A 26,318-nucleotide genomic window follows, 5' to 3' on the forward strand; every position below is an offset into this window, starting at 1 on the left:
ATTCGGCATCTTCCCCAAGGCCCGCTTATGCTCGATCCCGTGATCGAGGCCCGTCATCTCCGTGTGCTGCGCGCCGTCGCCGCCACCGGTTCGTTCTCCGCGGCGGGGCGCGAGCTGGGCTGCACCCAGCCCGCCGTCAGCCAGCAGATGAAGGCCCTGGAGGCATCCGTGGGCACACCCCTGCTGATCCGCAGCGGACGCGAGATGCGGCTGACCCAGGCCGGTGAGGCGCTGGTCCGGCACGCCGCCGGGATCCTCTCCGGGCTCACCGCGGCCGAGGAGGAGGTCGCCGCGATCGCGGGGCTGCGGGCCGGGCGGGTCCGGCTGGTCTCCTTCCCCAGCGGCAGCTCCACCCTCGTCCCGACGGCGCTGGCCGCCCTCCGCGCCGAACACCCCGGCACCCGCGTCTCCCTGGAGGAGGCCGAGCCGCCCCGGTCTGTCGAGCTGCTGCGCGAGGGCGACTGCGACGTGGCCCTCGCCTTCCGCTACGAGGGGGCCACGGGCGCGGAGGAGTGGCACGACCTCGTCGTACGGCCCCTGCTCACCGACCGTCTCGTAGCCCTCGTCCCGGAACGGCACCGGCTCGCAGGGGCCGGATCCTCAGGGTCCCTCGCCATCGGCGAGCTGGCCGGGGAGCCCTGGATCGCGGGCTGCCCGCGCTGCCGCGGTCAACTGGTCGAGGTGTGCGAGGGCGCCGGCTTCACGCCCCGCATCGACTTCGCGACCGACGACTATCCGGCAGTGGTGGGATTGGTGGGCGCCGGCCTCGGCGTCGCCGTCCTGCCCCAGCTGGCCGTCGAGTCCGTACGGCCCCGAGGTGCACGCACCGTGACGCTGGAACCGGCGGTGCGGCGGGAGATCGTCGCGCTCACGCTGCCCGACCTGGCGCACGTGCCGGCGGTGGCGGCGACGCTGGACCACCTGACGCGGGCGGCGGCCCGCCAGCGAGGAGCCCGCCCGGGGAACGTGCGGGAGCCCGGGGAAAAGTAAGGGCACGCTGCGTGAGCGTGCCCGGAGAGCAGAAACGTTCCTTCAAGTGTTCGAGGCGCTGTCTCCGGTGGCCGCCGACGCCGACGCCGACACCAACCGGTGGCGCGCCCGTCCCATCAACTCCTCGCGCTCGTCCTCGGTCAGTCCGCCCCAGACGCCGTACGGCTCTCGCACCGCCAGCGCGTGCGCCGCGCACTGCGCGCGCACCGGGCACCTCATGCAGACCTCCTTGGCCGAGTTCTCGCGAGCACTCCGGGCCGCCCCGCGCTCACCCTCCGGATGGAAGAAGAGCGAGCTGTCCACCCCGCGACAGGCAGCCAGGAGCTGCCAGTCCCACAGGTCCGCGTTCGGTCCGGGAAGGCGGGAGAAATCTGCCATTGCGTGACCCCTTGCAGCCGTTCTGGGTGGATACGGGTGTCCACTACCGTACGTCTACGATCTAAGGAGATGAAAATATGACACATTGCGAATCTAGCCCCAGACACCAGAAAACGGGAAGAAAAGGGTCTGAATGGGGCACGGGATGTGATGAAACGTCGCGGGTCCGCCGCGCGTGTCTGCACCGTGTCCGAGCACTCACGTAGAGTGCCGAAGATGGCACACGGCCCCGTAACTCTTTCGAGTGACCGTCGTTGAGAGTGCGGAGGCGGTTGAAAACACAAACGCTCGGGCAGGTGTCCGAGTCGGTCGACCGCACAGGTGACGATTTCGTACCAGCCTGGAGGCTCAAGGTGACGTGCATCAGCTGCGGAGGACGGCCATGACATCCGTCCTCGTCTGCGACGACTCCCCGCTTGCCCGAGAAGCGCTCCGCCGCGCGGTCGCGACCGTGCCCGGCGTCGAGCGCGTGACGACCGCGGCCAACGGTGAGGAAGTCCTCCGCCGGTGGGGCGCCGACCGTTCGGACCTGATTCTGATGGACGTACGCATGCCCGGTCTGGGCGGCGTCGAGACCGTCCGGCGGCTGCTGTCCGCCGACCCGGGTGCGCGCATCATCATGCTCACGGTCGCCGAGGACCTCGACGGTGTGGCCCTCGCCGTCGCCGCCGGTGCCCGCGGCTATCTGCACAAGGACGCGTCCCGTGCCGAGTTGCGGGCGACCGTCACGCAGGCCCTCGCCGACCCGACCTGGCGGCTGGCCCCTCGGCGGCTTCGCTCCGCCGAGATGGGCGCGGCGCCCACGCTCACAGCGCGTGAGATCCAGGTCCTCGAAGGCATGAGTCATGGCCGCTCCAACGCCGAGATCGGCCGGGAGCTGTTCCTCTCCGAGGACACCGTGAAGACGCACGCCCGACGCCTGTTCAAAAAGCTCGGTGCCTCGGACCGGGCGCACGCCGTGGCGCTCGGATTCCGCTGGGGCCTGGTCCGCTAGGCGTCACCCGGTGTGTCGTCGCGGGGGTCGGAAAACCCCCGCCTGCCGCGAGGTGGGCGGGGGCGGCACAGGGGTCGGACGGATGCCCGCTGCTCGTTTCGCCGCGGATGCCGCATCCTTGAGGTGTGGAGTTCCTCGGGGACAAGTCGGTCGAGCGGAACGGGAGGGCGCAGGGGATGAGTTCCGGCGCACCTGCTCATAACGCTTCGGTGCACAACGACCAGCGCGATGCCACGGATCGGACGCCGCCAAGGCACCATGGACCGATGCGCGACGACGAGGCGGGCACGGCCCCAGGGGCGATCGGCGGGCTCGTCCACCGTGCCGTCGACGGGGACGAGCAGGCCACGCACGACCTGCTCGCCCATGTCCACCCCCTGGCGTTGCGCTACTGCCGCACCCGTCTGTCCCGCCTTCCGGGCGACGCCCGGCACTTCGTCGAGGACCTCGCGCAGGAGGTCTGTGTCGCGGTCCTGCTGGCCCTGCCGCGCTACCGGGACACCGGCAGACCCTTCGAGGCGTTCGTCTTCGCCATCGCCGCACACAAGGTCGCCGACCTCCAGCGGGCGGCGATGCGCCACCCCGGCTCGACGGCGGTCCCCTCGGACGAGATGCCCGAGCGGCCGGACGACTCGCTGGGCCCCGAGGAGCGGGCGCTGCTGAGCAGCGACGCCGAGTGGGCCAAGAAACTGCTGGCCAACCTCCCCGACAACCAGCGTGAGCTCTTGCTGCTGAGGATCGCGGTGGGGTTGACGGCGGAGGAGACGGGTCAGATGTTGGGAATGTCACCCGGTGCGGTTCGAGTGGCCCAGCACAGGGCGCTCAGCAGGTTGCGGGCGCTGGCGGAGCAGTAGCGCTTGTTCGCAGGCTGTGGCTGGTTTCGGTTCCTGAACGCTCCCACCGTGCTGGAACGCTCGACGACGGCTGAGCGCTCCGCCCATGCCTGAACGCACGGTGTGGCGCTTCCGTACGAACATACGAAGCCCGGAGTCACTGGGAACCGTGGAATCCGGGGCCCCTGCTTCCCGTTAGCATGGACATCCGCACCGATCAAGGCCATTTGGGGAAGGTGTCATGACTGCCAACGTCGACGGAGTGCCCGCCAAATTCGCGACCCTCGGGCTCACCTACGACGACGTGCTGCTGCTGCCGGGCGCATCCGAAGTGCTCCCCGGCGCGGTCGACACCTCGTCCCGCATCTCGCGCAACGTCCGGGTGAACATCCCCCTGCTCTCGGCGGCGATGGACAAGGTCACCGAGTCCCGTATGGCGATCGCCATGGCGCGTCAGGGCGGTGTCGGTGTCCTGCACCGCAACCTCTCCATCGAGGACCAGGTCAACCAGGTCGACCTCGTGAAGCGTTCCGAGTCCGGCATGGTCACCGACCCGATCACGGTGAACCCCGACGCGACGCTGGGCGAGGCCGACGCCCTGTGCGCGAAGTTCCGCATCAGCGGCGTGCCGGTCACCGACGGCGAGGGCAAGCTGCTCGGCATCGTCACCAACCGTGACATGGCCTTCGAGAGCGACCGCTCCCGGCAGGTGCGCGAGGTCATGACGCCGATGCCGCTGGTCACCGGCACGGTCGGCATCTCCGGCTCCGACGCCATGGAACTGCTGCGCCGTCACAAGATCGAGAAGCTTCCCCTGGTCGACGAGGCGGGTGTCCTCAAGGGCCTCATCACGGTCAAGGACTTCGTCAAGGCCGAGCAGTACCCCAACGCCGCGAAGGACGCGGAGGGCCGTCTGATCGTCGGAGCCGCCGTGGGCGCCAGCCCCGAGGCCCTGGAGCGCGCTCAGGCGCTCGCCGAGGCCGGGGTGGACTTCCTGGTCGTCGACACCTCGCACGGTCACAACAGCAACGCCCTCAGCTGGATGGCGAAGATCAAGTCGGGTGTCGGCGTCGATGTGATCGGCGGCAACGTCGCCACGCGTGACGGCGCCCAGGCGCTGATCGACGCGGGTGTCGACGGCATCAAGGTGGGCGTCGGCCCCGGCTCGATCTGTACCACCCGGGTGGTCGCCGGCATCGGCGTCCCGCAGGTCACCGCCATCTACGAGGCCTCCCTCGCCGCCCGCCCGGCTGGTGTCCCGCTGATCGGTGACGGCGGCCTGCAGTACTCCGGCGACATCGGCAAGGCGCTGGCCGCCGGTGCCGACACGGTGATGCTGGGCAGCCTTCTCGCGGGCTGCGAGGAGTCGCCCGGCGAGCTGCAGTTCATCAACGGCAAGCAGTTCAAGTCGTACCGCGGCATGGGCTCGCTCGGCGCCATGCAGTCCCGGGGCCAGGCCAGGTCGTACTCCAAGGACCGCTACTTCCAGGCCGAGGTGGCGTCCGACGACAAGCTGGTGCCCGAGGGCATCGAGGGCCAGGTGCCCTACCGCGGCCCGTTGGGCAACGTGCTGCACCAGCTCGTCGGCGGTCTGCGCCAGACCATGGGCTATGTGGGCGCCGCCTCCATCGAGGAGATGGAGTCCAAGGGCCGCTTCGTCCGGATCACGTCCGCGGGCCTCAAGGAGAGCCACCCGCACGACATCCAGATGACCGTCGAGGCCCCGAACTACAGCCGCAGCAAGTAGTCACCAGGCTTCCGAGGGCGGCCCCGGGTACTCCGGGGCCGCCCTCGTCGTACCCGTCGGCGATACTGGAAGACGCTGAACGCAGAGGGAAAGGCCACAGACGTGACTGAGATCGAGATCGGGCGCGGCAAGCGCGGCCGCCGGGCGTACGCCTTCGACGACATCGCCGTCGTCCCCAGCCGCCGTACGCGGGACCCGAAGGAGGTCTCGATCGCCTGGCAGATCGACGCCTACCGTTTCGAGCTGCCCTTCCTGGCCGCCCCCATGGACTCGGTCGTCTCCCCGGCCACCGCGATCCGCATCGGTGAGCTCGGCGGCCTCGGCGTGCTGAACCTCGAGGGCCTGTGGACGCGGTACGAGGACCCGCAGCCGCTGCTCGACGAGATCGCCGAGCTGGACGTGGACGCCGCGACCCGCCGTCTCCAGGAGATCTACGCGGCTCCGATCAAGGAGGAGCTGATCGGGCAGCGCCTCAAGGAGGTGCGTGACTCGGGCGTGGTCACCGCGGCCGCGCTCTCCCCGCAGCGCACCGCCGAGTTCTCCAAGGTGGTCGTGGACGCGGGCGTGGACATCTTCGTCATCCGCGGTACGACGGTCTCCGCGGAGCACGTGTCGGGTTCGCACGAGCCGCTGAACCTGAAGCAGTTCATCTACGAGCTCGACGTCCCGGTGATCGTCGGCGGCTGTGCCACGTACACCGCGGCCCTGCACCTGATGCGCACCGGCGCGGCGGGTGTCCTGGTCGGCTTCGGCGGCGGCGCCGCGCACACCACGCGCAACGTGCTGGGCATCCAGGTCCCGATGGCGACCGCGGTCGCGGACGTGGCGGCGGCCCGCCGTGACTACATGGACGAGTCCGGCGGACGGTACGTGCACGTGATCGCGGACGGCGGCGTCGGCTGGTCCGGCGACCTGCCCAAGGCGATCGCCTGCGGTGCCGACGCCGTGATGATGGGCTCCCCGCTCGCGCGCGCGACCGACGCGCCCGGCAAGGGGCACCACTGGGGCATGGAGGCGGTCAACGAGGAGCTGCCGCGTGGCAAGAAGGTCGACCTGGGCACGGTCGGCACCATCGAGGAGGTCCTCGCCGGCCCGTCCCACACACCGGACGGCTCGATGAACTTCTTCGGAGCCCTGCGCCGCGCGATGGCCACCACCGGCTACAGCGAGCTGAAGGAGTTCCAGCGCGTCGAGGTGACGGTGGCGGACTCGGTGCACCGGCGGTAGGGCGTACGACATCGTCCGTGCGACGCCGAAGGGGCCCGTCCACCGTGGGGTGGACGGGCCCCTTCGCGTTCGTCTGCGTTCGTCTGCGTATGTCGTTACGCGGCGGCCTTCTTCGCGCCGGAGAACGCGGCGAACGCGCCGATGGCGAAGAACAGGAAGGTCATCGGGTCGGCGCTCTCCTTCCAGCCGGAGGTCACCACATCGAAGTGCTCGGTGATCATGGTGCTGAAGGACAGGTTGGCCACGTCGGCCATGATCATCGCGACGCCGATGAGCTGGCCCACGTAGACCGCGCCCAGCGAGAGCAGGGCGCTCACCACGGGCAGCGCCGGGTTGGAGCCGCCGAGCTTGCCGGCGGCGAGACCGATGAGGAAGCCGACGCCGACGGCCGCGTAGCCGATCTCGCGCTCGGTGGCGCCGATGATCGCGCCGTAGATGCCGGCGGTGACCAGAGCCGCGACGACGGCGGCGACCAGGCCGAGGGGGACGTTGCCGCTCCGGGCCGGGGCGAGCGGCGCCAGGGGAGGCGGCATGGCGCCCGGCTGCTGCGCGAACGGGTTGCCGTCGGTCGGCTGCGGCTGCGGCGCGGTGCCGGGCTGCTGGGCGTACGGGTTGCCGTCGGTGGGCTGCTGGGCGTACGGGTTGCCGTCGGCAGGCGGTGGCGGAGCTGACTGAGCCATGACAGAGATCCCCCCATGTCCCTCGCGGGACCGGTGAACGAGCGGTGTGATGTGTGCACGAATGTGCGACAAAATCCGTGCACATGTGCGACGGATCGCCGAAGAGTAGCAGGCAACCCCGCCCGATTCACTGGTAAATCCGCCCTCAGATCCGGTGGGCCGCCCCCGTCGGCGTCGCCCCGCGCGTGTCCAGCAGCAACTGGGCCTTCACCGACAGGCCCTGGAGGTCGTACGTCCGGTGCTGTTGGAGCAGGATCGTCAGATCGGCCTCGGCGGCCGCCTCGTAGAGGGAGTCCGCGCGCGGGACCGGGCGGCCCAGGACGCTCCAGGACGGAACGTGCGGGTCGTGGTAGCTCACGGCCGCGCCCAACTCCATCAGCCGGACCGCTACTTCCTGCGCGGGCGCGCCCTGCTGGTCGGCGAGGTCGGGCTTGTAGGTGACGCCGAGCAGCAGTACCCGGGCGCCGCGCGCGGACTTGCCGTGCTCGTTGAGGAGGGTCGCGGCGCGCTGGATGACGTAACGGGGCATCTGGCCGTTGACCTGCTGGGCGAGTTCGACCATGCGCAGGGTGCGGCCCGAGTGGCTGCCGCTCAGGTCCTGCGCGAGGGCGTGGCCGCCGACGCCGGGGCCGGGGCGGAAGGCCTGGAAGCCGAACGGCTTGGTCTCCGCGCAGCGGATGACGTCCCACAGGTCGACGCCGAGGTCGTTGCAGAGCACGGCCATCTCGTTGACGAGGGCGATGTTGACGTGCCGGTAGTTGGTTTCCAGGACCTGTACCGTCTCCGCCTCGCGCGGGCCGCGTGCGCGTACCACCTTGTCGGTGAGGCGGCCGTAGAAGGCGGCGGCCGACTCGGTGCAGGCGGGGGTGAGGCCGCCGATCACCTTGGGGGTGTTGGCGGGGGTGAAGTCGCGGTTGCCGGGGTCGACGCGGCTGGGGGAGTAGGCGAGGTGGAAGTCGCGGCCCGCGCGCAGCCCGGAACCCGCTTCGAGGAGCGGGCGCAGGACGTCCTCGGTGGTGCCGGGGCGCACGGGGGACTCCAGGATCACCGTGGTGTGCGGGCGCAGCTGTGCGGCCAGGGTGCGAGCGGCCGCCTCCACCTGGCTCAGGTCGAGCCCGCCGTCCGCGCCCCGCGGGGTGGGGGCGCAGATGACCGCGGTGCGCACCCGCCCGAGCTCGGCCGGGCTGGTCGCGTACCGGAAGCCCCCCGAGAGCATCCGGCGCAGTTCCGCCGGGCTGAGGGAGCCGGGCTCGGGGCCGGTCCGGTAGCCAAGGGTGGAGATGCCGGCGGCGACGGCGGCCTGGGCCAGGGGCAGTCCGTAGGGGCCGAGTCCGATGACGGCGAGATCTGCGGGCATGGCGTGGGCCGTCCTTCCCAATAACCGAAGCGGGACAGGTGCGCAAGCCCGGTGGACAGGATGGGCGAGAGCAATGTCAGACTAGGAGTAAATATGACCGATTTGCGGGATTGATTACGTGTGTCTTCCCGCAGGTCTGTGCGTGTTGTTCCGGGTGTCCGTGAAAGTTATCCACAGGCTGGGGGTGAGTGGTGGCTGCACGTGGGCAAGCCGGTCAGAATTTGGGCATGGGGGATACGAACCGGGCCACTCCTTCGGGGTGAGATCGGCACGACCAGAGCGGGAGGCAGCTGTGCGGACAGCGACACTGGGGCCGGCGCAACGGGCCGAGTCACTGGCATCAATGGCCGAGCGTGAACTGGACGTGCTGGTGGTGGGGGCGGGCGTGGTCGGTGCGGGCACCGCTCTCGACGCCGCGACCCGCGGACTGTCCACGGGGCTGGTCGAGGCGCGCGACTGGGCGTCGGGCACGTCCAGCAGGTCCAGCAAGCTGATCCACGGCGGGCTGCGCTATCTGGAGATGCTCGACTTCGCACTGGTCCGGGAGGCGCTGAAGGAACGCGGTCTGCTGCTGGAGCGGCTCGCCCCGCACCTGGCGAAGCCGGTGCCGTTCCTCTACCCCCTGAAGCACAAGGGCTGGGAGCGGCTGTACGCCGGTTCGGGCGTCGCGCTCTACGACGCCATGTCGATGGCCCGCGGACACGGCCGGGGCCTGCCCACGCACCGTCATCTCAGCCGCCGTCACGCCCTGCGGGTCGCACCCGCCCTGAAGAAGGACGCGCTGGTGGGCGCGTTGCAGTACTACGACGCGCAGATGGACGACGCCCGCTTCGTGGCCACCCTGGTGCGCACGGCGGCGGCGTACGGCGCGAAGACCGCCAACCGCGCGCGCGTCAGCGGCTTCCTGCGCGAGGGCGAGCGCGTGGTCGGCGCCCGGGTGCAGGACGTCGAGGCGGGCGGGGAGTACGAGATCCGCGCCAAGCAGATCGTCAACGCCACGGGTGTGTGGACCGACGACACCCAGGCGATGGTGGGCGAGCGCGGCCAGTTCCACGTCCGGGCGTCCAAGGGCATCCACCTGGTGGTCCCCAAGGACCGCATCCACTCCTCGACCGGGCTGATCCTGCGCACCGAGAAGTCCGTCCTGTTCGTCATCCCCTGGGGCCGGCACTGGATCATCGGTACGACGGACACCGACTGGGACCTCGACAAGGCGCACCCGGCCGCGTCCAGCGCCGACATCGACTATCTGCTGGAGCATGTGAACTCCGTCCTCGCCCTCCCGCTGACCAGGGACGACGTCCAGGGTGTGTACGCCGGGCTCAGGCCCCTGCTGGCAGGCGAGTCGGACGCCACCAGCAAGCTGTCGCGCGAGCACACCGTGGCGCACCCGGTGCCGGGGCTCGTCGTCGTGGCGGGCGGCAAGTACACGACCTACCGGGTGATGGCCAAGGACGCGGTGGACGAGGCGGTGCACGGTCTCGACATGCGGGTCGCCGAGTGCGTGACGGAGGACGTCCCGCTGCTCGGGGCGGAGGGGTATCGCGCCCTGTGGAACGCGCGGGCGCGGATCGCGGCCCGAACCGGTCTGCACGTGGTGCGCGTGGAGCACCTGCTGAACCGTTACGGCGCGATGGCGGAGGAGGTCCTCGACCTGGTCGCCGCGGACACCTCGCTGGGCGAACCATTGCAGGGCGCCGACGACTATCTGCGCGCCGAGGTCGTGTACGCCGCCTCGCACGAGGGCGCGCGGCACCTGGACGACGTGCTGACCCGGCGCACCCGCATCTCCATCGAGACCTTCGACCGGGGCACCCGCTGCGCCCGCGAGACCGCCGAACTGATGGCGCCGGTGCTCGGTTGGGACAGTGACCACATCGAGCGGGAGGTCGAGCACTACGAGAAGCGGGTGGAGGCGGAGCGGGAGTCACAGCGGCAGCCGGACGATCTGACGGCGGACGCGGCGCGGATAGGGGCGCCGGACATCGTGCCGTTGTAGGGGTTCCCGGCGGGGTTCGGTGGGGGCACGGCGGAGGGGCGGGCTCGGGAGCGGGCTCCGAGTGGAGGTGCTCGGAGGGAGCTCAACTCGACGTCACTCGAACGAGTGGCGGGATACGGGATCTTCGTTCGGAACCCGGCCGTTCTACGAGGTGCGGGGGCAGAACTCGGCGGCGAGCAGGGCCGGTTCGAGGGCGGGATCTGCGACCGCGTCCGTGTCCACCCGGAAGGTGAGGACACGACGACCGTCGATGGTGGCAGCGGTGCGCACGTAGCTGCCGGAGATCCGGCCGTTGTGCCCCCACACCTTGGTGCCGCACGGCAGCGTCACCGGGTACAGCCCCATGCCGTACGAGCCGTGTGCGGTGCGGGTGTCCAGCATCTCGCGCAGCCAGTGCGGGGGCAGGAGCCGGCCGTCGAGCAGGGCCGCGTAGAAGCGGTCCAGATCGGCGAGTGTGGTCACCAGCTCGCCCGCGGCCCCGGCCACCCGTGGGTCGAGCTCGGTGACGTCGGTTCCGTCGGTCGCGTAGGCGCGGCCGTGCGGAGAGGGCAGAGCGGTGCGGGAACCGGGGAAGGAGGTGCCCTTCAGGCCCAGGGGAGCGATGACACGGCGCTCGGCCTCGGCTGCGTACGACCGGCGGGTGACCTGCTCGACGACCAGGCCGAGCAGCACGTAGTTGGTGTTCGAGTACGAGAAACGGCCGCGGTGGGCCGGGGGGTGGGCGAGCGAGATGCGCAGGGCCTGACGTGGGGTGAGGGGGACGACGCCACCGGTGGCCGCGGTGAAGTCGTACAGGCCGCTGGTGTGGGTGAGCAGGGAACGCAGGGTCAGCGCGCGGCCGTCGTTGCCGGCTCCGCGCACGAGACCCGGCAGGTGCTGCTCCACGGTGTCCGACAGCTTCAGTCGGTGTTCGGCGGCCAGTTGCAGGACCACCGTCGCGATGAAGGTCTTGGTGACGCTGCCGGCCCGGAAGTGGTCGGCGCGGGTGATGCCATGGCCGGCCCGGAAGTAGCTGGTGCCGGTCTTGTCGCGGGTCAGGAGAGCCGCGGCGGGGGCCCCGCCCTGGGTGACCAGCAGCGGGAGGAGCGCGTCGGCGGGCGGAGCGGAGGGTGCCGAGGAAGCGGCCGGAGCCAGCAGAACGGGCAGGGCCAGCAGCGTCCGAAGCCGTGGCATCGGTGTCCCACGCCGTGACATCGCTGAGGACCTCCCTCGTCCAGGCCCATCATCCAGGGTCGCGGCCGGGGGAGCCGCAGCGGCCCCGGGGTGACGGCCGTGGGGCGCGAAGTGACGTCGCAGGCGGCGGGCGGCACGGGTGGGCGGCGGGCCCGTTGGCCGGGATGTCCCGGGCCGCAGGGTGGGCCCGTTGTCCCCAGAGGCACCCTGGGCGTCGGGCACTTGTCGGGTGAGGGACAATGGAGGCTCTGTCAGGGCGGGTTGCATGAGGGGACGCATGTCGGAGGCGGAGCGGGCGGGGACATCCCGTCAGGACACTCGTCAGGACAACAGCGAGCGTCTTCTCGCCGGGCGGTACCGGTTGGGAGGCGTGCTCGGTCGCGGCGGTATGGGCACGGTGTGGCGTGCCGAGGACGAGACCCTGGGGCGCACGGTCGCCGTCAAGGAGCTGCGGTTCCCGACCAACATCGACGAGGAAGAGAAGCGGCGCCTGATCACGCGGACGCTGCGCGAGGCCAAGGCGATCGCGCGGATCCGCAACAACAGCGCGGTGACCGTCTACGACGTGGTCGAGGAAGACGACCGGCCGTGGATCGTGATGGAGCTCGTCGAGGGCAAGTCGCTCGCCGAGGTCATCCGGGAGGACGGCCTCCTCGAACCCAGGCGCGCCGCCGAAGTGGGCCTGGCGATCCTCGACGTGCTGCGGTCCGCGCACCGCGAGGGCATCCTGCACCGTGACGTGAAGCCGTCCAACGTGCTCATCTCCGAGGACGGCCGGGTCGTGCTCACCGACTTCGGCATCGCCCAGGTCGAGGGCGACCCGTCCATCACCTCGACCGGCATGCTCGTCGGCGCGCCCTCCTACATCTCTCCGGAGCGGGCCCGCGGGCACAAGCCCGGTCCGGCGGCCGACCTCTGGTCGCTGGGCGGGCTGCTGTACGCGTCGGTGGAGGGGGCCCCGCCGTACGACAAGGGCTCGGCCATAGCGACGTTGACCGCGGTGATGACCGAGCAGTTGGACGAGCCGAAGAACGCGGGTCCGCTCAAGGACGTCATCTACGGCCTGCTCACCAAGGACCCCGCCAAGCGACTCGACGACGCGGGCGCGCGGAAGATGCTCAACGCCGTGCTCCACGCGCCGGAGCCGAAGAACGAGCCGGAGCCGGAGGCCCTGGACGCGACGAAGGTCGTGCCGCTGCCGCCGCAGCCCGACGAGGGTGCCGGCAAGAGGAGTTCGGGCGGCACCGGGAGCAAGCGGGGCGAGGAGGCCGGCGATCGGTTCCGCGGGGCGCTGCGTTCCGTGCGCAAGGCCGCCGGGGCCGCGGGAGCGGCGGCGACGTCCGCGGCTGCGGCGCGCACGAAGTCCGTGGGCGACAAGGACGGTTCCGGGACGGGGCCTGGGTCCGCGGACGGTGGCAGTTCGGCCGGTTCGGGTACTGGTGGGGGCACCGCCGGTTCGGGTTCGGGTTCCGGTGCGGCCGGGGCGAGGCCTGGTGGCGCGGCCGGTTCAGGGGCGGGCAGCGGTGCGGGGGCCTCGGGTTCCCGTGGTGGCACGGCTGTGTCAGGCGCGGCCGGCGTCTCCTCCTCGGGGAAGAGAACATCGAGTGGGCCCGCTTCGGCTTCGGCCGCTGCCCCGGTTTCGGGGGCGGCGTCGGGCTCGACTTCTGGCACGACGTCGAAGTCCGCGTCGGGGTCGGGTGGGGTGCCCGGGCCTCGGGACGGAAGCGCGCAGGGTGCGAACGGCGGTACCGGGGGCCGGAGTTCCGGGTGGCCCGTGATGACTCCGCCGGACCTGCCGCCGCGGCCCGTGCCGAGGGCGCCGCTCACCGATGTGGTGCCGCGCAGGACCCTGGTGATCATCGCCGTGGTCGTGGCACTCGCCGTGATCGGAACCGTACTGGCGCTCACGCTCGGTGACGACGGTTCGGACGGGGCCGCGGGCGGCGGTGCCAAGGTGACGGCGAGCGCGAGCGGGAGCGCCGACACCAAGGAGGACAAGGGCGGCGGCACCCGTACGGACGGCTCGCCGACCGCGTCCGCGGTGACGGAGTCGGGCGCGCGGAGCACGCCCAGCGGCGAGGCGAACACGGCCGAGGGCGGTGGGTCGGGGACCGAGGGTTCCTCCGGCTCCGGCGGAGACAACGCGGTGGCCTCGACACACCAGGGGGCTCAGGGGTACTCGATCGGACTGCCCAAGGGCTGGAAGTACAAGTCGGCGAGCGCCGCGGGGGACCGGTTCACCGGGCCCGACGGGCAGAAGCTGCTCATCGCCTGGACGTCCACCCCGAAGGGCGACCCGGTGGCGGACTGGGAGAACCAGGAACGCTCCATGACGCGTTCCCAGTACCAGAAGGTCCGCATAGCGAAGGTGGACTACCGCGGCTGGAACACGGCTGACTGGGAGTTCACCTATGTCGACGGCGGGACGAAGTACCGCACGATCGACCGGGGGTTCGTGGTGAACGGCCACCTCGGGTACGCGTTGATGTACACGGCGAAGGCCGCGAACTGGGGCAGCGAACTGCGCCAGACCACCTGGAAGACGCTGGCGAAGACGTTCAAGCCGAAGTCGTGAGCAGCCGTGCGGTGATCGATCTCCTGTTCGATCTCCGGTTTGATGCGTGAGATCTGGCATCCACTCTTTGCGGGTTGCCTCCGGCACGTATCGTGAATGCTCGCGGACCGTACGCAGCCAGGACCGAGTGCGGAACGGGGCGCGAGGCGAACGGAATTGACCGACCGGGCGGCCGGGGGGAGGCAACGTGGACGACTACGCGGGTCGGGTACTCGCTGACCGCTACCGCCTGCCGCTGCCGCCCACCGATGAGTACGAACTCACCGAGACCCGCGCCTTCGACACCTACAGCGGGCAGGAAGTCCTGGTCAGGCAGGTGCCGTTGCCTGAGGTCGTCGAGGCGGAGGTGCTCGACGCCGAGGGGCTGCCGGACGGTTTCACGGCCAGGGACCCGCGAGGAGCGCGGGAGCGCGGTGGACGGCGCACGTCCGCGGGCGGGAGTGTGCGACACCCGACGGATCCCGCCGTACGGCGGGCTGTCGAGGCCGCGCAGGCCGCGGCGCGGATACCCGACCATCCGCGGCTCGACCAGGTCTTCGACGTGTTCGCCGAGGGCGGTTCGCTGTGGATCGTCAGCGAGTTGGTGGCCGCGCGGTCCCTGGCGACGCTGCTGGTGGAGAAGCCGCTGACGCCGTACCGGGCCGCCGAGGTGGCCGCCGACGTCCTCATGGCTCTGCGGGTCCTGCACGCCCACGGCTGGGTCCACCGCAACGTCACCGCGCGCACGGTGCTCGTCTGCGACGACGGCCGCGTGATGCTGACCGGCCTGGCGGTGGGGGCGGCGGAGGAAGCGCTGTGCGGGTACGACCCGGTGCCGCCCGAGGACGCCGACTGGGATACCGGCGGCGGGGAGAGCGGTGCCGGACGAGGGCCTGCCGGGGGAGTCGGTCCCGGCGGAGGGGCCGCGGGTCCGGGTGGTGCGGCGTACGGCTCGCGCGGCCCCCTTGGGCCGGGTGGGCCGGGTGGTCCGGGTGGCTCAGGTGGTCGCGGCGGTGCCCAGGGCCCGGTGAGCACTGTCGGGTTGGAGGGGGCGGAGGCCGAGGCTGCTCGGCGGGCCGCGATCGAGGCGCGGGCTGCCGGGGCGCTGCCGGCGGCCGGGGCGGAGACGGCGCACGCTTCACCGGCGGTACCGGCCCGCAGGGCTGTCGACACCGGTGCGGACATCAGGGCGGCGCGGGCCGGGGCGATCGCCGCGTATCGCGCGGGGGCACGGGCCGCAGCCCGGGTCCAGGAGGCGCAGAACGGCCGGGCGGCCCTGCCGGGAGCACGTCCCTCTCCCGAGGACGACCCCGCAGCACGGGCCGACGGCTCCGCCCAGCACCCCCCGTACCCCACGGCCAACGGCGCCCAGCAGCCCTCCGGTTCCGGGCCGCAGGGGCAGGTCGCCGATCCCTACGGCGTGCAAGGCGCCTCCTGGCACGGTGCCGCGCCCCGTGGCGGGGCCGCCGGGGCGCAGGAGGCCGGAGGCAGCGGACAAGGGGAGCGGGGACGAACAGCTCTGCCTTCCGGAGGACTTGGAGGAACCGGCGGCCTCGGTGGGACCGGCGGGACCGTTGGGGACGGCGGTGCCGCGTACCCCGGCGGGTCCGGCGGTCAGCATGCGATGCCCATGCCAGGCGGGTCCGGCGGTCAGCATGCGGCGCCCATGCCGGGCGGCCCCGGCTTTGGCCCCGGACTCGGCTCCGGACCCGCACCCGGCCCTGTTCCTGCCGGAGGCGTCGGCGGTGTTCATGACGGCGGAGCGTCGGCGCTGCCTCCTGGTGCTGCCGCCCTGCCTCCCAGCACCTGGGACGAGCCGGCCGCCGGTGCGCCCGCGCCGCGGGGCCCGACAACCGCGTTGGCGGCCGAGCGGGCCCGGCAGGCGCGGATGGCTGTCGTGGGGGCCGTGACCGAGCGGTGGGCGCCGGAGCAGGCCGGGCCCGTGCACGAGAACTGGCAGCTCGCGGCGCCGATCGGGCCCGCCACCGACCTGTGGGCGCTCGGCGCGCTGCTGTTCAGGGCCGTGCAGGGGCACGCGCCCTACCCGGAGGAATCGACCGCCGAGCTGGTGCAGTTGGTGTGCGCGGAGCCGCCCGCCTTCGCCGAGGAGTGCGGACCGCTCAGGCCGGTCGTCGAGTCCCTGCTGCGGCAGGATCCGACCGAGCGGCTCGACTTCGAGGAGCTGAACGGCTGGCTGCGTTCGCTGGTCCGTTCGGCGCCCGAGCCGGAGGCCGGCGCGCATGTCGTCGCCGCGCCGCCCGCCGACACCAGCCGACTGCCCGTCGTACGGCGGCGGGGCGAGCTGGTACGCAGGCGGCGTGCCGGGCTGCCCGCGCACCACGGGCGGCACAAGCGGGCGCGGGAGGAGGCCCGTTCACCGCGCAGGCTCGGCCGGGCGCTGCTTCTGCTGATCCTGCTGCTGCTGGCCGGCGCGATCGCGTACGCCATGCTCTTCATGCCGAAGTCCGGCTCCGGCACGGAGGGCGCCGGGGACCGTACCGGAGCTGTCGACGACGTGAGTCCGGCACCCGAGCCGTCCTCGGAGGCGAGCAGCGAGCCCCGGCCCGAACAGACCTCCCCGGGGCCCCAGGACAGCCCCTCGTCGTCCGGGGGTTCCACCGAGAAGCAGACCACCGGGCCCGACGTCCCCGACGGCTTCGCCCTGCGCAAGGACGCCGAGGGCTTCCAGGTGGCCGTCGCCAACGGCTGGGACCGCACACCGGTCAACGGGCGCGGTCAGGTCGTGTACGGGCACGGGAACTTCGAGCTGATCGTCGTACCGGGACGGGACACCGCGGCCGAGGACGGCAGCGACCCGATGGTGTACCAGCGGGAGAAGGAACCGGAGCTGCAGCCCTACCGCGACTCCAGTTGGGCCACCGCGACCGGACTGAAGACGATCCAGGTGGGCGGGCGGACCATGGCGGAGGGCCAGTTCACCTGGACCGGAGACGACGGGCGCGAACTGTACGTGCGCAACATCGCGATGCTGATCGGCGGGAAATACCACGTGGTGCAGGTACGTGGTCCGGAGGCCGAGCGGGACGAGGTCACCCGCTTGTACGAGCAGGCGTCGGCCACGTATCGGATCACCGGCTGAGGAGAGGGCCGACGGGGCGGGACGCCGGTGCGGGCGGGAAGGTTGACCGCAGCCTCCGGAAGCGACAACCGTCACAGTGCGGTCTCCTTGACGCCCCCCTGGTTCCGTTCGGCGAGGGCGGGTCCCTACTCTGACTCTGTCAAGAGCATTGCGGGGCAACGTGAATCAGATGCAGGGCCAGCTCCTCGCGGGGCGCTACCGGCTCGCCGACCCGATAGGCACGGGCGGCATGGGCCGCGTGTGGCGTGCCCATGATGAGGTGCTGCACCGAGCCGTCGCGATCAAAGAGTTGACGGCAGCGCTGTACGTGTCCGAGAGCGATCAGGCCGTCCTGCTCGCCCGCACCCGGGCGGAGGCGCGCGCGGCCGCCAGGATCAACCACTCCGCCGTCGTCACCGTGCACGACGTGCTGGACCACGACGGCCGGCCGTGGATCGTGATGGAGCTGGTCGAGGGCCACTCACTGGCCGACGCGGTCAGGGAACAGGGGCGGGTCGAGCCCACCGAGGCGGCCCGCATCGGGCTGTGGGTGCTGCGGGCGCTGCGCGCCGCGCACTCCGCCGGGGTACTGCACCGCGATGTGAAGCCCGGCAACGTGCTCCTCGGCCGGGACGGCCGCGTCCTCCTCACCGACTTCGGTATCGCCCAGATCGAGGGCGACACGACCATCACACGTACCGGAGAGGTCGTCGGCTCGGTCGACTACCTCGCCCCGGAGCGGATCCGTGGCCACGACCCGGGAGCGTCCTCCGACCTCTGGGCTCTCGGCGCCACGCTGTACACGGCGGTCGAGGGCAAGTCGCCGTTCCGTCGGACGACACCGCTGACCACCATGCAGGCGGTCGTGGACGAGGAACCGGCGGAGCCGCGGTACGCCGGTGCGCTCGCGCCCGTCATCACGGCGCTGCTGTACAAGGAACCGTCCGTGCGGCCCGACCTGGTCGCCGCGGAGCAGATGCTCGCGGAAGCGGCGGAGGGGCGACGGCCGAGCGCGGCACAGGCGTATGTGTCCACGCAACATGTGAGTTCCCGGACCACGGATTCCCGCCGCATGGGTACGGACGCCGGCTCTTTGGGTGCCCACCCCATGGGTACGGGCCCTATGGCTGGTGCCCACCCGATGGGTACTGGCGCAGGCCCTATGGGTGCCCACCACACAGGCCCCCAGCCCACAGGCCCCGGCCACACAGGTCCCGGCCACGCAGGTCCCGGCCATCCCGGCCCCCACTACACCCAGTCCCACCAGGCGGCTCAGGCCCGCGCCGGGGCGAACGCCCCGGTCTCCACACCGGTCACCGGTACGCCGTACCCTCCTGCGACCGGCCCCACCGTGCTCGGTCCGACGCATCTCGCCGACAACGCCGACAACGCCGACAACGGCGCCAACGGTGTCACCGGCGTCACGCGTCCGCCGAAGCGCCGCCGGCTGCGGACGGCGGCTCTCGTCGTCGCCCTCGCCGCGATCATCGGTGGGGGCACGGCCGTGGGGCTGCAGGCGTGGGACGAGTCGCGGCAGCAGGACGCCGACCTGTCCGCCTCGCCGAATCCCACGGCCACCGGCGGAAGCAAGCCGCGCTCCGGTGGCGGCGGTGTTCCGGCCTCCTGGGTCCGCCACGACGACGCCGTGGGCTTCAGCGTCTATCTGCCCAAGGGCTGGAACCGGAAGCTCTTCGGCGTCGACGGCGACCTCACCCAGGTCGACTACTCACCGGACGGCGGCAAGCACTTCGTCCGCATAGCCATCGACACCTCGCCGGACTTCAGGGACCCGCTCGCCCACCAGCGCGACCTGCATCAGCAGTTGTCGGAGCGCCTGCGCGACTACAAGCTCATGACTCTGCACGACAACATCTACCGGGACCGCGACGGCGCCCGGTGGGAGTACACGTGGACCGCGCTGGCCCGGGACACGCCCTACCCGGGGCCGCGCCGGGCCGTCGAGGAGACGTACATGTCCCGGGACGGTGTCGAGTACGCCATCTACATGTCGGCGCCCGTCAAGGACTGGGTCACCACGAGCAAGCAGTTCACGGCGGTTCTGCAGGGCTGGGAGGAGAAGACCTCCTGAGGCCGGCCCGGCGGATTTGGCCGGTCGCCGCCCCGGAGGGAGCCCGTCCGGTGCGGGATGATGAGGCGCATGAGGACCGAGGGGGACAACGCCCGCGTGATCGCGGGCCGTTACCGGCTCGAGGAGCGGCTCGGTCGTGGCGGTATGGGGGTCGTCTGGCGGGCGACCGACCAACTGCTCGGCCGGAGCGTGGCGGTCAAGGAGCTCCCTCTCGACGACACCCTCTCCGCCGAGGGGGCCCGGCGGCGGCGGGACCGCACCCTGCGCGAGGCGCGTGCGGTCGCCCAGTTGAGCCATCCGCACATCATCGTGGTTCACGACGTCGTCGAGCACGACGAACGCCCTTACATCGTCATGGAGTTGATCGAGGGGGCCTCCCTCGCCGAGCGCATCGCGGAGCACGGCCCGGTGGACGCCGACGAGGCCGCCCGGATCGGCGTCGCCCTGCTGGGTGCGCTGCGCGCGGCGCACGAGGCCGGGGTCCTGCACCGCGACATCAAACCCGCGAACGTGCTCGTGGAGGACGGCACCGGTCGGGTCGTCCTCACCGACTTCGGCATCGCCCAGGTCGCGGGCGCCACCACGCTCACCGAGACCGGGTCCTTCGTCGGCTCGCCCGAGTACACCGCGCCGGAGCGGATGTCCGGGGCGAGAACCGGGCCCGCGTCCGACCTGTGGTCGCTGGGCGCGCTGCTGTGCACGGTCCTGAGCGGCGAGTCGCCGTTCCGTCGCGACTCGTTGGGCGGCATCCTGCACGCCGTCGTCACCGCCGAGATCCGGCCGCCCGCACAGGCAACGCCGATCCTGCCCGTCGTACGGGGCCTCCTCGAACGCGATCCGGAGCGACGGCTCGACGCGGAGCGGGCCGAGCGGATGCTGCGGACCTTCCGGGACACCGGCCGCACACCGACCCTGTCGTCCCGGCGCACCCGCACGATGTCACTCGGCCGTACTCGCACCATGTCACTCGGCCGCACCCGCACCGGGCCGCCCGCCCGTTCGTCCACCGAGCCGCACGGCCGTTCGTCCACCGAGCCGCCCGGTCGGGCCCGCGCGGAACATCCCGGCCACACACCCCCCGAGCCGCCCACCCCGCCGACCCCTCTCACCCCGCCGACCCCTCCCGCCCCCTCACAGGAGCCGCCGTCCGACCGCCCGCCGGACCGGCCCTCGGCGTACACCCCCGCACCCGAGCCGCCGGACCGGCCGTCGGCGTACACCCCCGCACCCGCCCCCGCACCCGAGCGGGACGTGCCCGCCCGGGACCCGTCGGCTCCTCCCGGCCGCTCCCCGCGAGGCGTGCTGGTCACCGCGCTGCTGGTCGCCGCGATGGCCGGCGCGGGGGTGTCCGCGGCGGCGCTGCTCATGAACGGGGGCGTCGACGGTACGGGCCCGCCGACACTGTCGACGCCCACGTACACCTCGGCACCCCCGCACACCTCCGCGAGCCCCGGTTCGCGCCCCGGTTCGCGCCCGAGCTCCGCCCCGAGTCCGCTTCCCCCCGCCCCCGCCGGCTACCGCTTCGTCGACGACCCCGCCGGTTTCGCCCTGGCCGTGCCGGACGGCTTCACTCGCGTTCCCCAGGGTGAGCGGATCTTCTACATGTCACCGGGGCAGACCTTCCGCCTCGGCATCAGGGTCGCCGACCCGGAGGCGGGCGGTCCACTGATCGTGCTGCGGCGGGCGGCCGACAAGGGCCCGGAGACCAACCCGGGTTACCGGGACGGCCGGGTCACCAGGACCGCGCACCGCGGGCGCCCCGCCGCGCTGTGGGAGTTCACCTGGGACGGCTTCAGCGCGGCGGAGGGCCCCCGGCACACGTACGACCTGTGTTGGGAGGAGGACGGGCGGCTGTACGACGTGTGGGTGTCGGCGCCGGTCGGGAAGGTGCGGGAGGCGAGGAAGTACGTCGACGTCGCGGTCGACACCTTGGTCACGGGTCGGTGACCGGAAAGCGTTCGAGGTGGATTCCGGACCGCTTGGCGCGATATTGATGGACCCATGAGCAGCAACGGGGGAGCCCCTTACGGGTCAGACGAGCCAACGAGTTTCGCTCTGCAACCACCGAACCCACCGAACCCGCAAGGCCCTCCCACTCCGCAAGGCCCACCGACTCCGCAAGCCCCGCCGGCAGCGCTGCCGCACCCGGACAACCCGTACGCCCTGCCCACTCAGGGCGTGCCACCCCAGCCCCACCCCATACCGGACTCCGGCCCCACACCAGCCCCGCATCCCACGCCGGACTCCCCTGACGCGCCCGCCCCCGGCATCGGACGCCTCATCGCGGACCGCTACCGGCTGCTCGCCAAGCTCGGGCACGGCGGCATGGGCACGGTGTGGCGGGCCAAGGACGAGACGGTGGACCGTGAGGTCGCCGTCAAGGAACCCCGCGTCCCGGACCACCTTCCCGAGCGCGAACGGGCCAACGCCTTCGAGCGCATGCGCCGCGAGGCCCGTGCCGCGGCCCGGCTCGACCACCCCGCCGTGGTGAACGTCCATGACGTCGCGGTCGTGGACGGCCGCCCGTGGATCGTGATGGAGCTGGTGCAGGGCCGTTCGCTGGGCAACGCGTTGCAGGAGGGCACCCTCGGGGCCCGCGAGGCGGCGAGAATCGGCCTCGAGGTCCTGGGCGCCCTGGAGGCCGCGCATGCGGCGGGCATCCTGCACCGGGACGTCAAACCGGACAACGTGCTCCTCGGCCGCCACGACCGGGTCGTCCTCACCGACTTCGGTATCGCGCAGATCGAGGGCGAGACCAACCTGACCGACACCGGCGGCTTCGTCGGCTCGCCCGAGTACATCGCGCCGGAACGGGTGCTGGGCCAGCGCCCCGGCCCGGCGAGCGACCTGTGGTCCCTCGGCGTGGTCCTGTACGCGGCGACGGAGGGCGTCTCCCCGTTCCGCCGCAGCAACACCCCCGCCACCCTCCAGTCCGTCCTCAACGCCACTCCCGCGCCGCCCGCCTCCGCGCACGGCCCGCTCGCCGACGCCATCAACGGCCTGCTCCAGAAGGACCCGGCGCGCCGCCCTAACGCCGCCCAGGTCCGGGCCCTGCTGGAGACGGCCGCGAACCCGCCGGCGCCGCTCCCGACCACCCAGTTCGTGCGGCACCCGGACGCCCCGTCGCGCGGCCCGCGGCTCGGCCGCAAGGCCTGGGCCGGAATCGGTGCCGCGGTCGTCGCGGCGGCGGTGACGGCGTACCTGGTGATCGCGGACCCCTTCGCGGGCCCGCTGCCCGACGGCTGGACGACCAAGCACGAGAAGGACGTCGCCGCTGCCCTGGCCGTGCCCGTCGACTACCAGCGGTCGGTGCCCGACCGGGAGACCGACAAGACGCACTGGGTCACGTACACCGACTGGAGCGGCAGCATCTGGATCGGCCTGACCCTGGACCGGAAGGCCGAGGACACCGGCAACGCCATCGCGGGTTCCGCGGCCGCCGAGATGTACGACGACGACACCGAGTTCAAGCAGAGCGGCAGCTACGCCCTCGACATGCCCGCGAAGGGGACGACGACCAAGCCCGACAACGCGACGTACCAGGGCAACAAGGCCGCCCAGAACACGGTCGTCTACCGCACGGACGACAGCGAGAACCCCCGCCCCCGTGAGCTGAGGATCCTCTACTACAAGACCAAGAGCGGCGACATGTACAAACTCACCGTCAGTTATCCGGGCAAGGGCGACTTCACCGAGCGGGGACGCGCGGTGGCGAAGACGGCGCTGGCGAACCTGGACGTCGACAGGCTGTGACCGGGAGTTCGCGTCGACAAGGAGACGTCGCGCACGGTACTCATGGGGCATGAGCAACGGCGGGGACGACGCGGACCCCAGGGACGCGCTGCTCGGCGGGCGGTACCGTCTGGTCGAGCGCATAGGCAGCGGCGGGATGGGCACCGTCTGGCGGGCACGCGACGAGCTCGTGGAGCGTGAAGTCGCGGTCAAGCAGCCGCGGCTGCCGGGCGATCTGGAGGATGAGGAACACCGCCGAGCCGCCCACCGGCTCTACCGCGAGGCCCGTGCCGCCGCCCGGGTCGACCATCCTGCCGCCGTCTCCATCTACGACGTGGTCGTCGAGGAGGAGGACGGACTCCCCTGGATCGTGATGGAGTTGGTCCGCGGCGAGTCCCTGCACCAGGCTCTGCGCCGAGGCCCCCTGCCACCCCCCGAAGCAGCCCGCGTCGGCCTCGCCGTCCTCGGCGCCCTGCGCGCCGCGCACGCCGTCGGCATCGTGCACCGGGACGTGAAGCCCGCCAACGTCCTGCTCGGCCCCCATCACCGCGTCGTCCTCACCGACTTCGGCATCGCCCACGTCCAGGGCGAGGAATCCCTCACGGCCACCGGTGACTTCGTCGGCTCGCTGGAGTACGTCGCCCCCGAGCGGATGTCCGGCACCGGCGCCGGCCCTCCCTCCGACCTGTGGTCCCTGGGCGTCCTGCTGTACACCACCGTCGAGGGCGCCTCCCCGTTCCGCCGTACGGCTCCGGAGACCACCCTCGCCGCGATCGTCGCCGCCGACCCGCCCGAGCCGAAGCGTGCCGGACCCCTCCGGCCGCTCATAGCAGGGCTGTTGGCTAAGGACCCCGAGCAGCGTCCGGACGCGGAGGAGACCGCACGGGTACTGGAGTCCGTGGCGGGTGAGCGGCGGCCGGATCCGGGGACGGGGGACGCGAAGAAGGACGTAGAGGACACCGAGCCGGACCCAGAGCCGCCGGTGCCCTTGAGCCCAGCCGGACAGCAGCCCTCAGCCTCCGACGAGCCCCCAATCCCCGAAGAGCCCCCAACCCCCGACCAGCAGCCCCCCGGACACCGCCCCCTGGCCCGTGCCGCCATCGCCCTCCTCGGTGTCCTGCTCGCGGGTGCCGTATGGCTCGGTACCTCGTTCGCCGACGGGACAGCCGACGGGACAGCCGATGGGGCAGCCGACGGGACAACTGGTGGGACAACTGGCGGGAAAGCAGACGCAACAGCCGATGTGACAACCGACGCGACACCCCCGCAGGACGGCTGGGTCGCCCACCGGGACCAGGAAATGAACGCCGTCCTCTTCCTCCCCGCCCCGTACAAGCGGACGCACGACGCGGCCGGGGCGGACGACGACCTCCGTATGACCGCCTACGGCGACGAAGCCATCCAGGTCAGGCTCATCGAGTGGGACAAGTCGCCCGGCTCCCCCCTGACGCAGGCGAGGGAGACGGCGCTCGCCTGGGAGGGGCACGAGCGGTCCGCCGGCCAGTACACCGCCACCAGCTTCCACGGCGACGAGGCCGCCCTGTCCGACGTCACCTACGACCCGCACGGCGGGCCGACCCGCGTCATGCAACTGATCGTCCGCACGGACGACGACCGCATGTACCAGCTCCGGGTGGACATGCCCAAGGGCACACCGGACGAGAAGAAGGGCATGGCTCTCTTCAAGAAGGCCCGCGCCCAGCTGGAGATCGGAAACAATCCGTCACCGGGCACCCAGCGGTGATCGTCCCTGTACAACGCCCTGATCAGCACATTCTCTGCCAGTGATCACTGGCGTCGTGTGGCTACTCGGTGAATCCTGATTACTGGCGGGTACCCAAAGCCTCCGCCGCGGAATACCCTGCGGCTCATGACGGACGCGCAGGCCCCGGCCCAGACCGGCACGAACCCCATCGCCCCCGCCCCGGCGGGCGCCCGTACCGCCGCCGACGTGGTCACTCCCGAGCTGATAGCCCAGCTCACCAAGGGTGTGGTCGGCTCCGGCCGGACGGCCAACCACACGCCGTTCACCGGCGAGAAGCTGGCCGACCTGCCCGAGTCCACCCCCGAGGACGTGGAGAACGCCTTCGAGGCGGCCCGCAGGGCGCAGGCCGTGTGGGAGAGGACTCCCGTACGGCAGCGGGCGGCCGTGCTGCTCCGCTTCCACGACCTGGTGCTGGAGCGCCAGGCGGAGGTACTCGACCTGATCCAGCTGGAGACCGGCAAGGCCCGTCTGCACGCCCACGAGGAGGTCCAGGCCGTCGCCGTCGCGGCCCGCCACTACGGGCGCAGGGCGCCCGCCTATCTCCGGCCGAAGCGGCACGCCGGCGCCGTCCCCACCCTCACCAAGGTCACCGAGCTGCGCCACCCGCGCGGTGTCGTCGGCCAGATCGCCCCCTGGAACTACCCGCTCGAGCTGTCCGTGGGCGACGCGATCCCGGCCTTCGTCGCGGGCAACGCCGTCGTGATGAAGCCCGACACGGAAACCTGCCTCACCGCGCTCTGGGCCCGTGACCTGCTCATAGAGGCCGGTCTGCCGGCCGACGTCTTCCAGGTCGTCCTCGGCGAGGGCCCGGTGGTCGGCCCCGAACTGGTCAGGCACGCCGACTACGTCTCCTTCACCGGCTCCACCCGCACCGGCCGCGAGGTCGCGCAGGGCGCCGCCGCCCGGCTGATCGGCGTCTCCCTCGAACTCGGCGGCAAGAACGCGATGCTCGTCCTGGAGGACGGCGACATCGACAAGGCGGCCGCCGGCGCCGTCCGCGCCTGCTTCTCCTCCGCGGGCCAACTCTGCATCTCCATCGAGCGGTTGTACGTCCACGAGTCGATCGCCGACGCGTTCGTCGAGCGCTTCGCCGCCCGCACCAAGGCGATGCGGCTCGGTACGTCCCTCGCGTACGGCGCCGACATGGGGTCCCTGGTCGGCGAACGCCAGCTGGAGACCGTCACCCGCCACGTGGACGAAGCGGTCGCCAAGGGCGCGAAGCTCGTCGCCGGCGGGGTGGCCCGCCCGGACATCGGCCCGTACTTCTTCGAGCCGACGATCCTCGACGGGGTGACCGAGCCGATGTCGGTGTGCACGGAGGAGACCTTCGGCCCCGTCGTCTCGATCTACCGCTTCAGCACCGACGACGAGGCGGTCGAGCAGGCCAACTCCACGCCGTACGGCCTGAACTCCTCGGTCTGGACGAAGGACGGCCGCCGTGGCCGCGAGGTCGCCGCCCGCCTGCGCACGGGCACCGTGAACGTCAACGAGGGGTACGCCCCCGCCTATGGCAGCGTCCAGTCCCCGATGGGCGGCATGAAGGAATCCGGCCTCGGCCGCCGCCACGGCTCCGAGGGCATCCTCAAGTACACGGAGGCCCAGACGGTGGCCCAGCAGCGCCTGCTGCCGATGGCCCCGTCCCTGGGCATGGACGACGAGAAGTACGCGCAGTTCATGAGCCGCAGCCTGAGGCTCATGAAGGCATTCCGGTTCCGCTAGGC

17 protein-coding genes are annotated in these 26,318 nt (G+C 71.8%); 13 read left to right on the plus strand and 4 right to left on the minus strand.

Translation table 11 applies throughout. The features are described 5' to 3' along the window. Nucleotides 1-39: 39 nt before the first annotated feature. Nucleotides 40-990 (plus strand): LysR family transcriptional regulator, encoded by a 951-nt coding sequence (locus OHA64_RS29340; protein ID WP_405618016.1) that lies wholly within the window; start codon nucleotides 40-42, stop codon nucleotides 988-990. A 42-nt stretch (nucleotides 991-1,032) separates the two neighbouring features. Here OHA64_RS29340 and OHA64_RS29345 read toward each other — a convergent pair whose 3' ends face one another. Next, a complete protein-coding gene (locus OHA64_RS29345) occupies nucleotides 1,033-1,368 on the minus strand; it encodes a WhiB family transcriptional regulator (RefSeq protein WP_405618018.1) in 336 nt (111 codons plus the stop codon). 382 nt (nucleotides 1,369-1,750) lie between these two features. On the opposite strand from OHA64_RS29345, the gene OHA64_RS29350 reads away from it, so the two are divergent. The 4 genes from OHA64_RS29350 to OHA64_RS29365 all read left to right on the plus strand — a co-directional run bounded on the left by OHA64_RS29350 (nucleotide 1,751) and on the right by OHA64_RS29365 (nucleotide 6,169). Beyond that, nucleotides 1,751-2,362 carry a response regulator transcription factor gene (locus tag OHA64_RS29350; protein ID WP_003948568.1) on the plus strand — a complete coding sequence of 204 codons (612 nt, stop codon included), beginning with the start codon at nucleotides 1,751-1,753 and terminating at the stop codon, nucleotides 2,360-2,362. A gap of 266 nt (nucleotides 2,363-2,628) precedes the next feature. Next, a complete protein-coding gene (locus tag OHA64_RS29355) occupies nucleotides 2,629-3,216 on the plus strand; it encodes a sigma-70 family RNA polymerase sigma factor (protein ID WP_405618020.1) in 588 nt (195 codons plus the stop codon). A 220-nt stretch (nucleotides 3,217-3,436) separates the two neighbouring features. Further along, complete coding sequence (gene guaB, locus OHA64_RS29360) at nucleotides 3,437-4,942, plus strand: IMP dehydrogenase (RefSeq protein ID WP_405618022.1); 1,506 nt, start codon at nucleotides 3,437-3,439, stop codon at nucleotides 4,940-4,942. 102 nt (nucleotides 4,943-5,044) lie between these two features. Next, on the plus strand, nucleotides 5,045-6,169 hold the full coding sequence (locus OHA64_RS29365) for a GuaB3 family IMP dehydrogenase-related protein (protein WP_405618025.1): 1,125 nt from the start codon (nucleotides 5,045-5,047) through the stop codon (nucleotides 6,167-6,169). A gap of 95 nt (nucleotides 6,170-6,264) precedes the next feature. Here OHA64_RS29365 and OHA64_RS29370 read toward each other — a convergent pair whose 3' ends face one another. Together OHA64_RS29370 and OHA64_RS29375 are read right to left on the minus strand one after the other, a co-directional pair. Then, the gene (locus OHA64_RS29370) at nucleotides 6,265-6,849 is read right to left on the minus strand and encodes a hypothetical protein (protein WP_405618027.1); all 585 of its coding nucleotides are present in this window, start codon (nucleotides 6,847-6,849) and stop codon (nucleotides 6,265-6,267) included. Between the two features lie 145 nt (nucleotides 6,850-6,994). Then, on the minus strand, nucleotides 6,995-8,206 hold the full coding sequence (locus OHA64_RS29375; protein WP_405618029.1) for a nucleotide sugar dehydrogenase: 1,212 nt from the start codon (nucleotides 8,204-8,206) through the stop codon (nucleotides 6,995-6,997). Between the two features lie 292 nt (nucleotides 8,207-8,498). Here OHA64_RS29375 and OHA64_RS29380 point away from each other — a divergent pair, with 292 nt between their 5' ends. Next, nucleotides 8,499-10,205, plus strand: a complete 1,707-nt coding sequence (locus OHA64_RS29380; protein WP_405618031.1) for a glycerol-3-phosphate dehydrogenase/oxidase — start codon at nucleotides 8,499-8,501, stop codon at nucleotides 10,203-10,205. Between the two features lie 144 nt (nucleotides 10,206-10,349). On the opposite strand, the gene OHA64_RS29385 is transcribed toward OHA64_RS29380, so the two are convergent. Further along, nucleotides 10,350-11,378: a serine hydrolase domain-containing protein gene (locus tag OHA64_RS29385; protein WP_405618033.1), complete on the minus strand. Its 1,029-nt coding sequence runs from the start codon at nucleotides 11,376-11,378 to the stop codon at nucleotides 10,350-10,352. Nucleotides 11,379-11,655: 277 nt separating this feature from the next. Here OHA64_RS29385 and OHA64_RS29390 point away from each other — a divergent pair, with 277 nt between their 5' ends. The 7 genes from OHA64_RS29390 to OHA64_RS29420 all read left to right on the plus strand — a co-directional run bounded on the left by OHA64_RS29390 (nucleotide 11,656) and on the right by OHA64_RS29420 (nucleotide 26,316). Continuing rightward, on the plus strand, nucleotides 11,656-13,953 hold the full coding sequence (locus OHA64_RS29390) for a serine/threonine-protein kinase (protein ID WP_405624159.1): 2,298 nt from the start codon (nucleotides 11,656-11,658) through the stop codon (nucleotides 13,951-13,953). A gap of 187 nt (nucleotides 13,954-14,140) precedes the next feature. Then, complete coding sequence (locus tag OHA64_RS29395) at nucleotides 14,141-17,032, plus strand: protein kinase (RefSeq protein ID WP_405618036.1); 2,892 nt, start codon at nucleotides 14,141-14,143, stop codon at nucleotides 17,030-17,032. Nucleotides 17,033-17,201: 169 nt separating this feature from the next. After that, on the plus strand, nucleotides 17,202-19,100 hold the full coding sequence (locus OHA64_RS29400; RefSeq protein WP_405618038.1) for a protein kinase domain-containing protein: 1,899 nt from the start codon (nucleotides 17,202-17,204) through the stop codon (nucleotides 19,098-19,100). Between the two features lie 69 nt (nucleotides 19,101-19,169). Continuing rightward, a complete protein-coding gene (locus OHA64_RS29405) occupies nucleotides 19,170-21,047 on the plus strand; it encodes a serine/threonine-protein kinase (RefSeq protein ID WP_405618040.1) in 1,878 nt (625 codons plus the stop codon). Between the two features lie 54 nt (nucleotides 21,048-21,101). Continuing rightward, a complete protein-coding gene (locus OHA64_RS29410; RefSeq protein ID WP_405618042.1) occupies nucleotides 21,102-22,853 on the plus strand; it encodes a protein kinase domain-containing protein in 1,752 nt (583 codons plus the stop codon). Between the two features lie 49 nt (nucleotides 22,854-22,902). Next, nucleotides 22,903-24,576: a serine/threonine-protein kinase gene (locus tag OHA64_RS29415; RefSeq protein ID WP_405618045.1), complete on the plus strand. Its 1,674-nt coding sequence runs from the start codon at nucleotides 22,903-22,905 to the stop codon at nucleotides 24,574-24,576. 126 nt (nucleotides 24,577-24,702) lie between these two features. Next, a complete protein-coding gene (locus OHA64_RS29420) occupies nucleotides 24,703-26,316 on the plus strand; it encodes a succinic semialdehyde dehydrogenase (protein ID WP_405618047.1) in 1,614 nt (537 codons plus the stop codon). Nucleotides 26,317-26,318 lie beyond the last annotated feature (2 nt).

This window comes from Streptomyces sp. NBC_00076 (assembly GCF_045041235.1).
In the GTDB taxonomy this organism is placed as follows: Bacteria; Actinomycetota; Actinomycetes; order Streptomycetales; family Streptomycetaceae; genus Streptomyces.

Coding starts and splice junctions, on each gene's coding strand:
- OHA64_RS29345 (WP_405618018.1), bottom strand. CDS start 1,368: ATGGCAGATTTCTCCCGCCTTCCCGGACCGAACGCGGACCTGTGGGAC.
- OHA64_RS29350 (WP_003948568.1), top strand. CDS start 1,751: ATGACATCCGTCCTCGTCTGCGACGACTCCCCGCTTGCCCGAGAAGCG.
- OHA64_RS29355 (WP_405618020.1), top strand. CDS start 2,629: ATGCGCGACGACGAGGCGGGCACGGCCCCAGGGGCGATCGGCGGGCTC.
- guaB (WP_405618022.1), top strand. CDS start 3,437: ATGACTGCCAACGTCGACGGAGTGCCCGCCAAATTCGCGACCCTCGGG.
- OHA64_RS29370 (WP_405618027.1), bottom strand. CDS start 6,849: ATGGCTCAGTCAGCTCCGCCACCGCCTGCCGACGGCAACCCGTACGCC.
- OHA64_RS29375 (WP_405618029.1), bottom strand. CDS start 8,206: ATGCCCGCAGATCTCGCCGTCATCGGACTCGGCCCCTACGGACTGCCC.
- OHA64_RS29385 (WP_405618033.1), bottom strand. CDS start 11,378: ATGCCACGGCTTCGGACGCTGCTGGCCCTGCCCGTTCTGCTGGCTCCG.
- OHA64_RS29390 (WP_405624159.1), top strand. CDS start 11,656: ATGTCGGAGGCGGAGCGGGCGGGGACATCCCGTCAGGACACTCGTCAG.
- OHA64_RS29400 (WP_405618038.1), top strand. CDS start 17,202: ATGCAGGGCCAGCTCCTCGCGGGGCGCTACCGGCTCGCCGACCCGATA.
- OHA64_RS29405 (WP_405618040.1), top strand. CDS start 19,170: ATGAGGACCGAGGGGGACAACGCCCGCGTGATCGCGGGCCGTTACCGG.
- OHA64_RS29410 (WP_405618042.1), top strand. CDS start 21,102: ATGAGCAGCAACGGGGGAGCCCCTTACGGGTCAGACGAGCCAACGAGT.
- OHA64_RS29415 (WP_405618045.1), top strand. CDS start 22,903: ATGAGCAACGGCGGGGACGACGCGGACCCCAGGGACGCGCTGCTCGGC.
- OHA64_RS29420 (WP_405618047.1), top strand. CDS start 24,703: ATGACGGACGCGCAGGCCCCGGCCCAGACCGGCACGAACCCCATCGCC.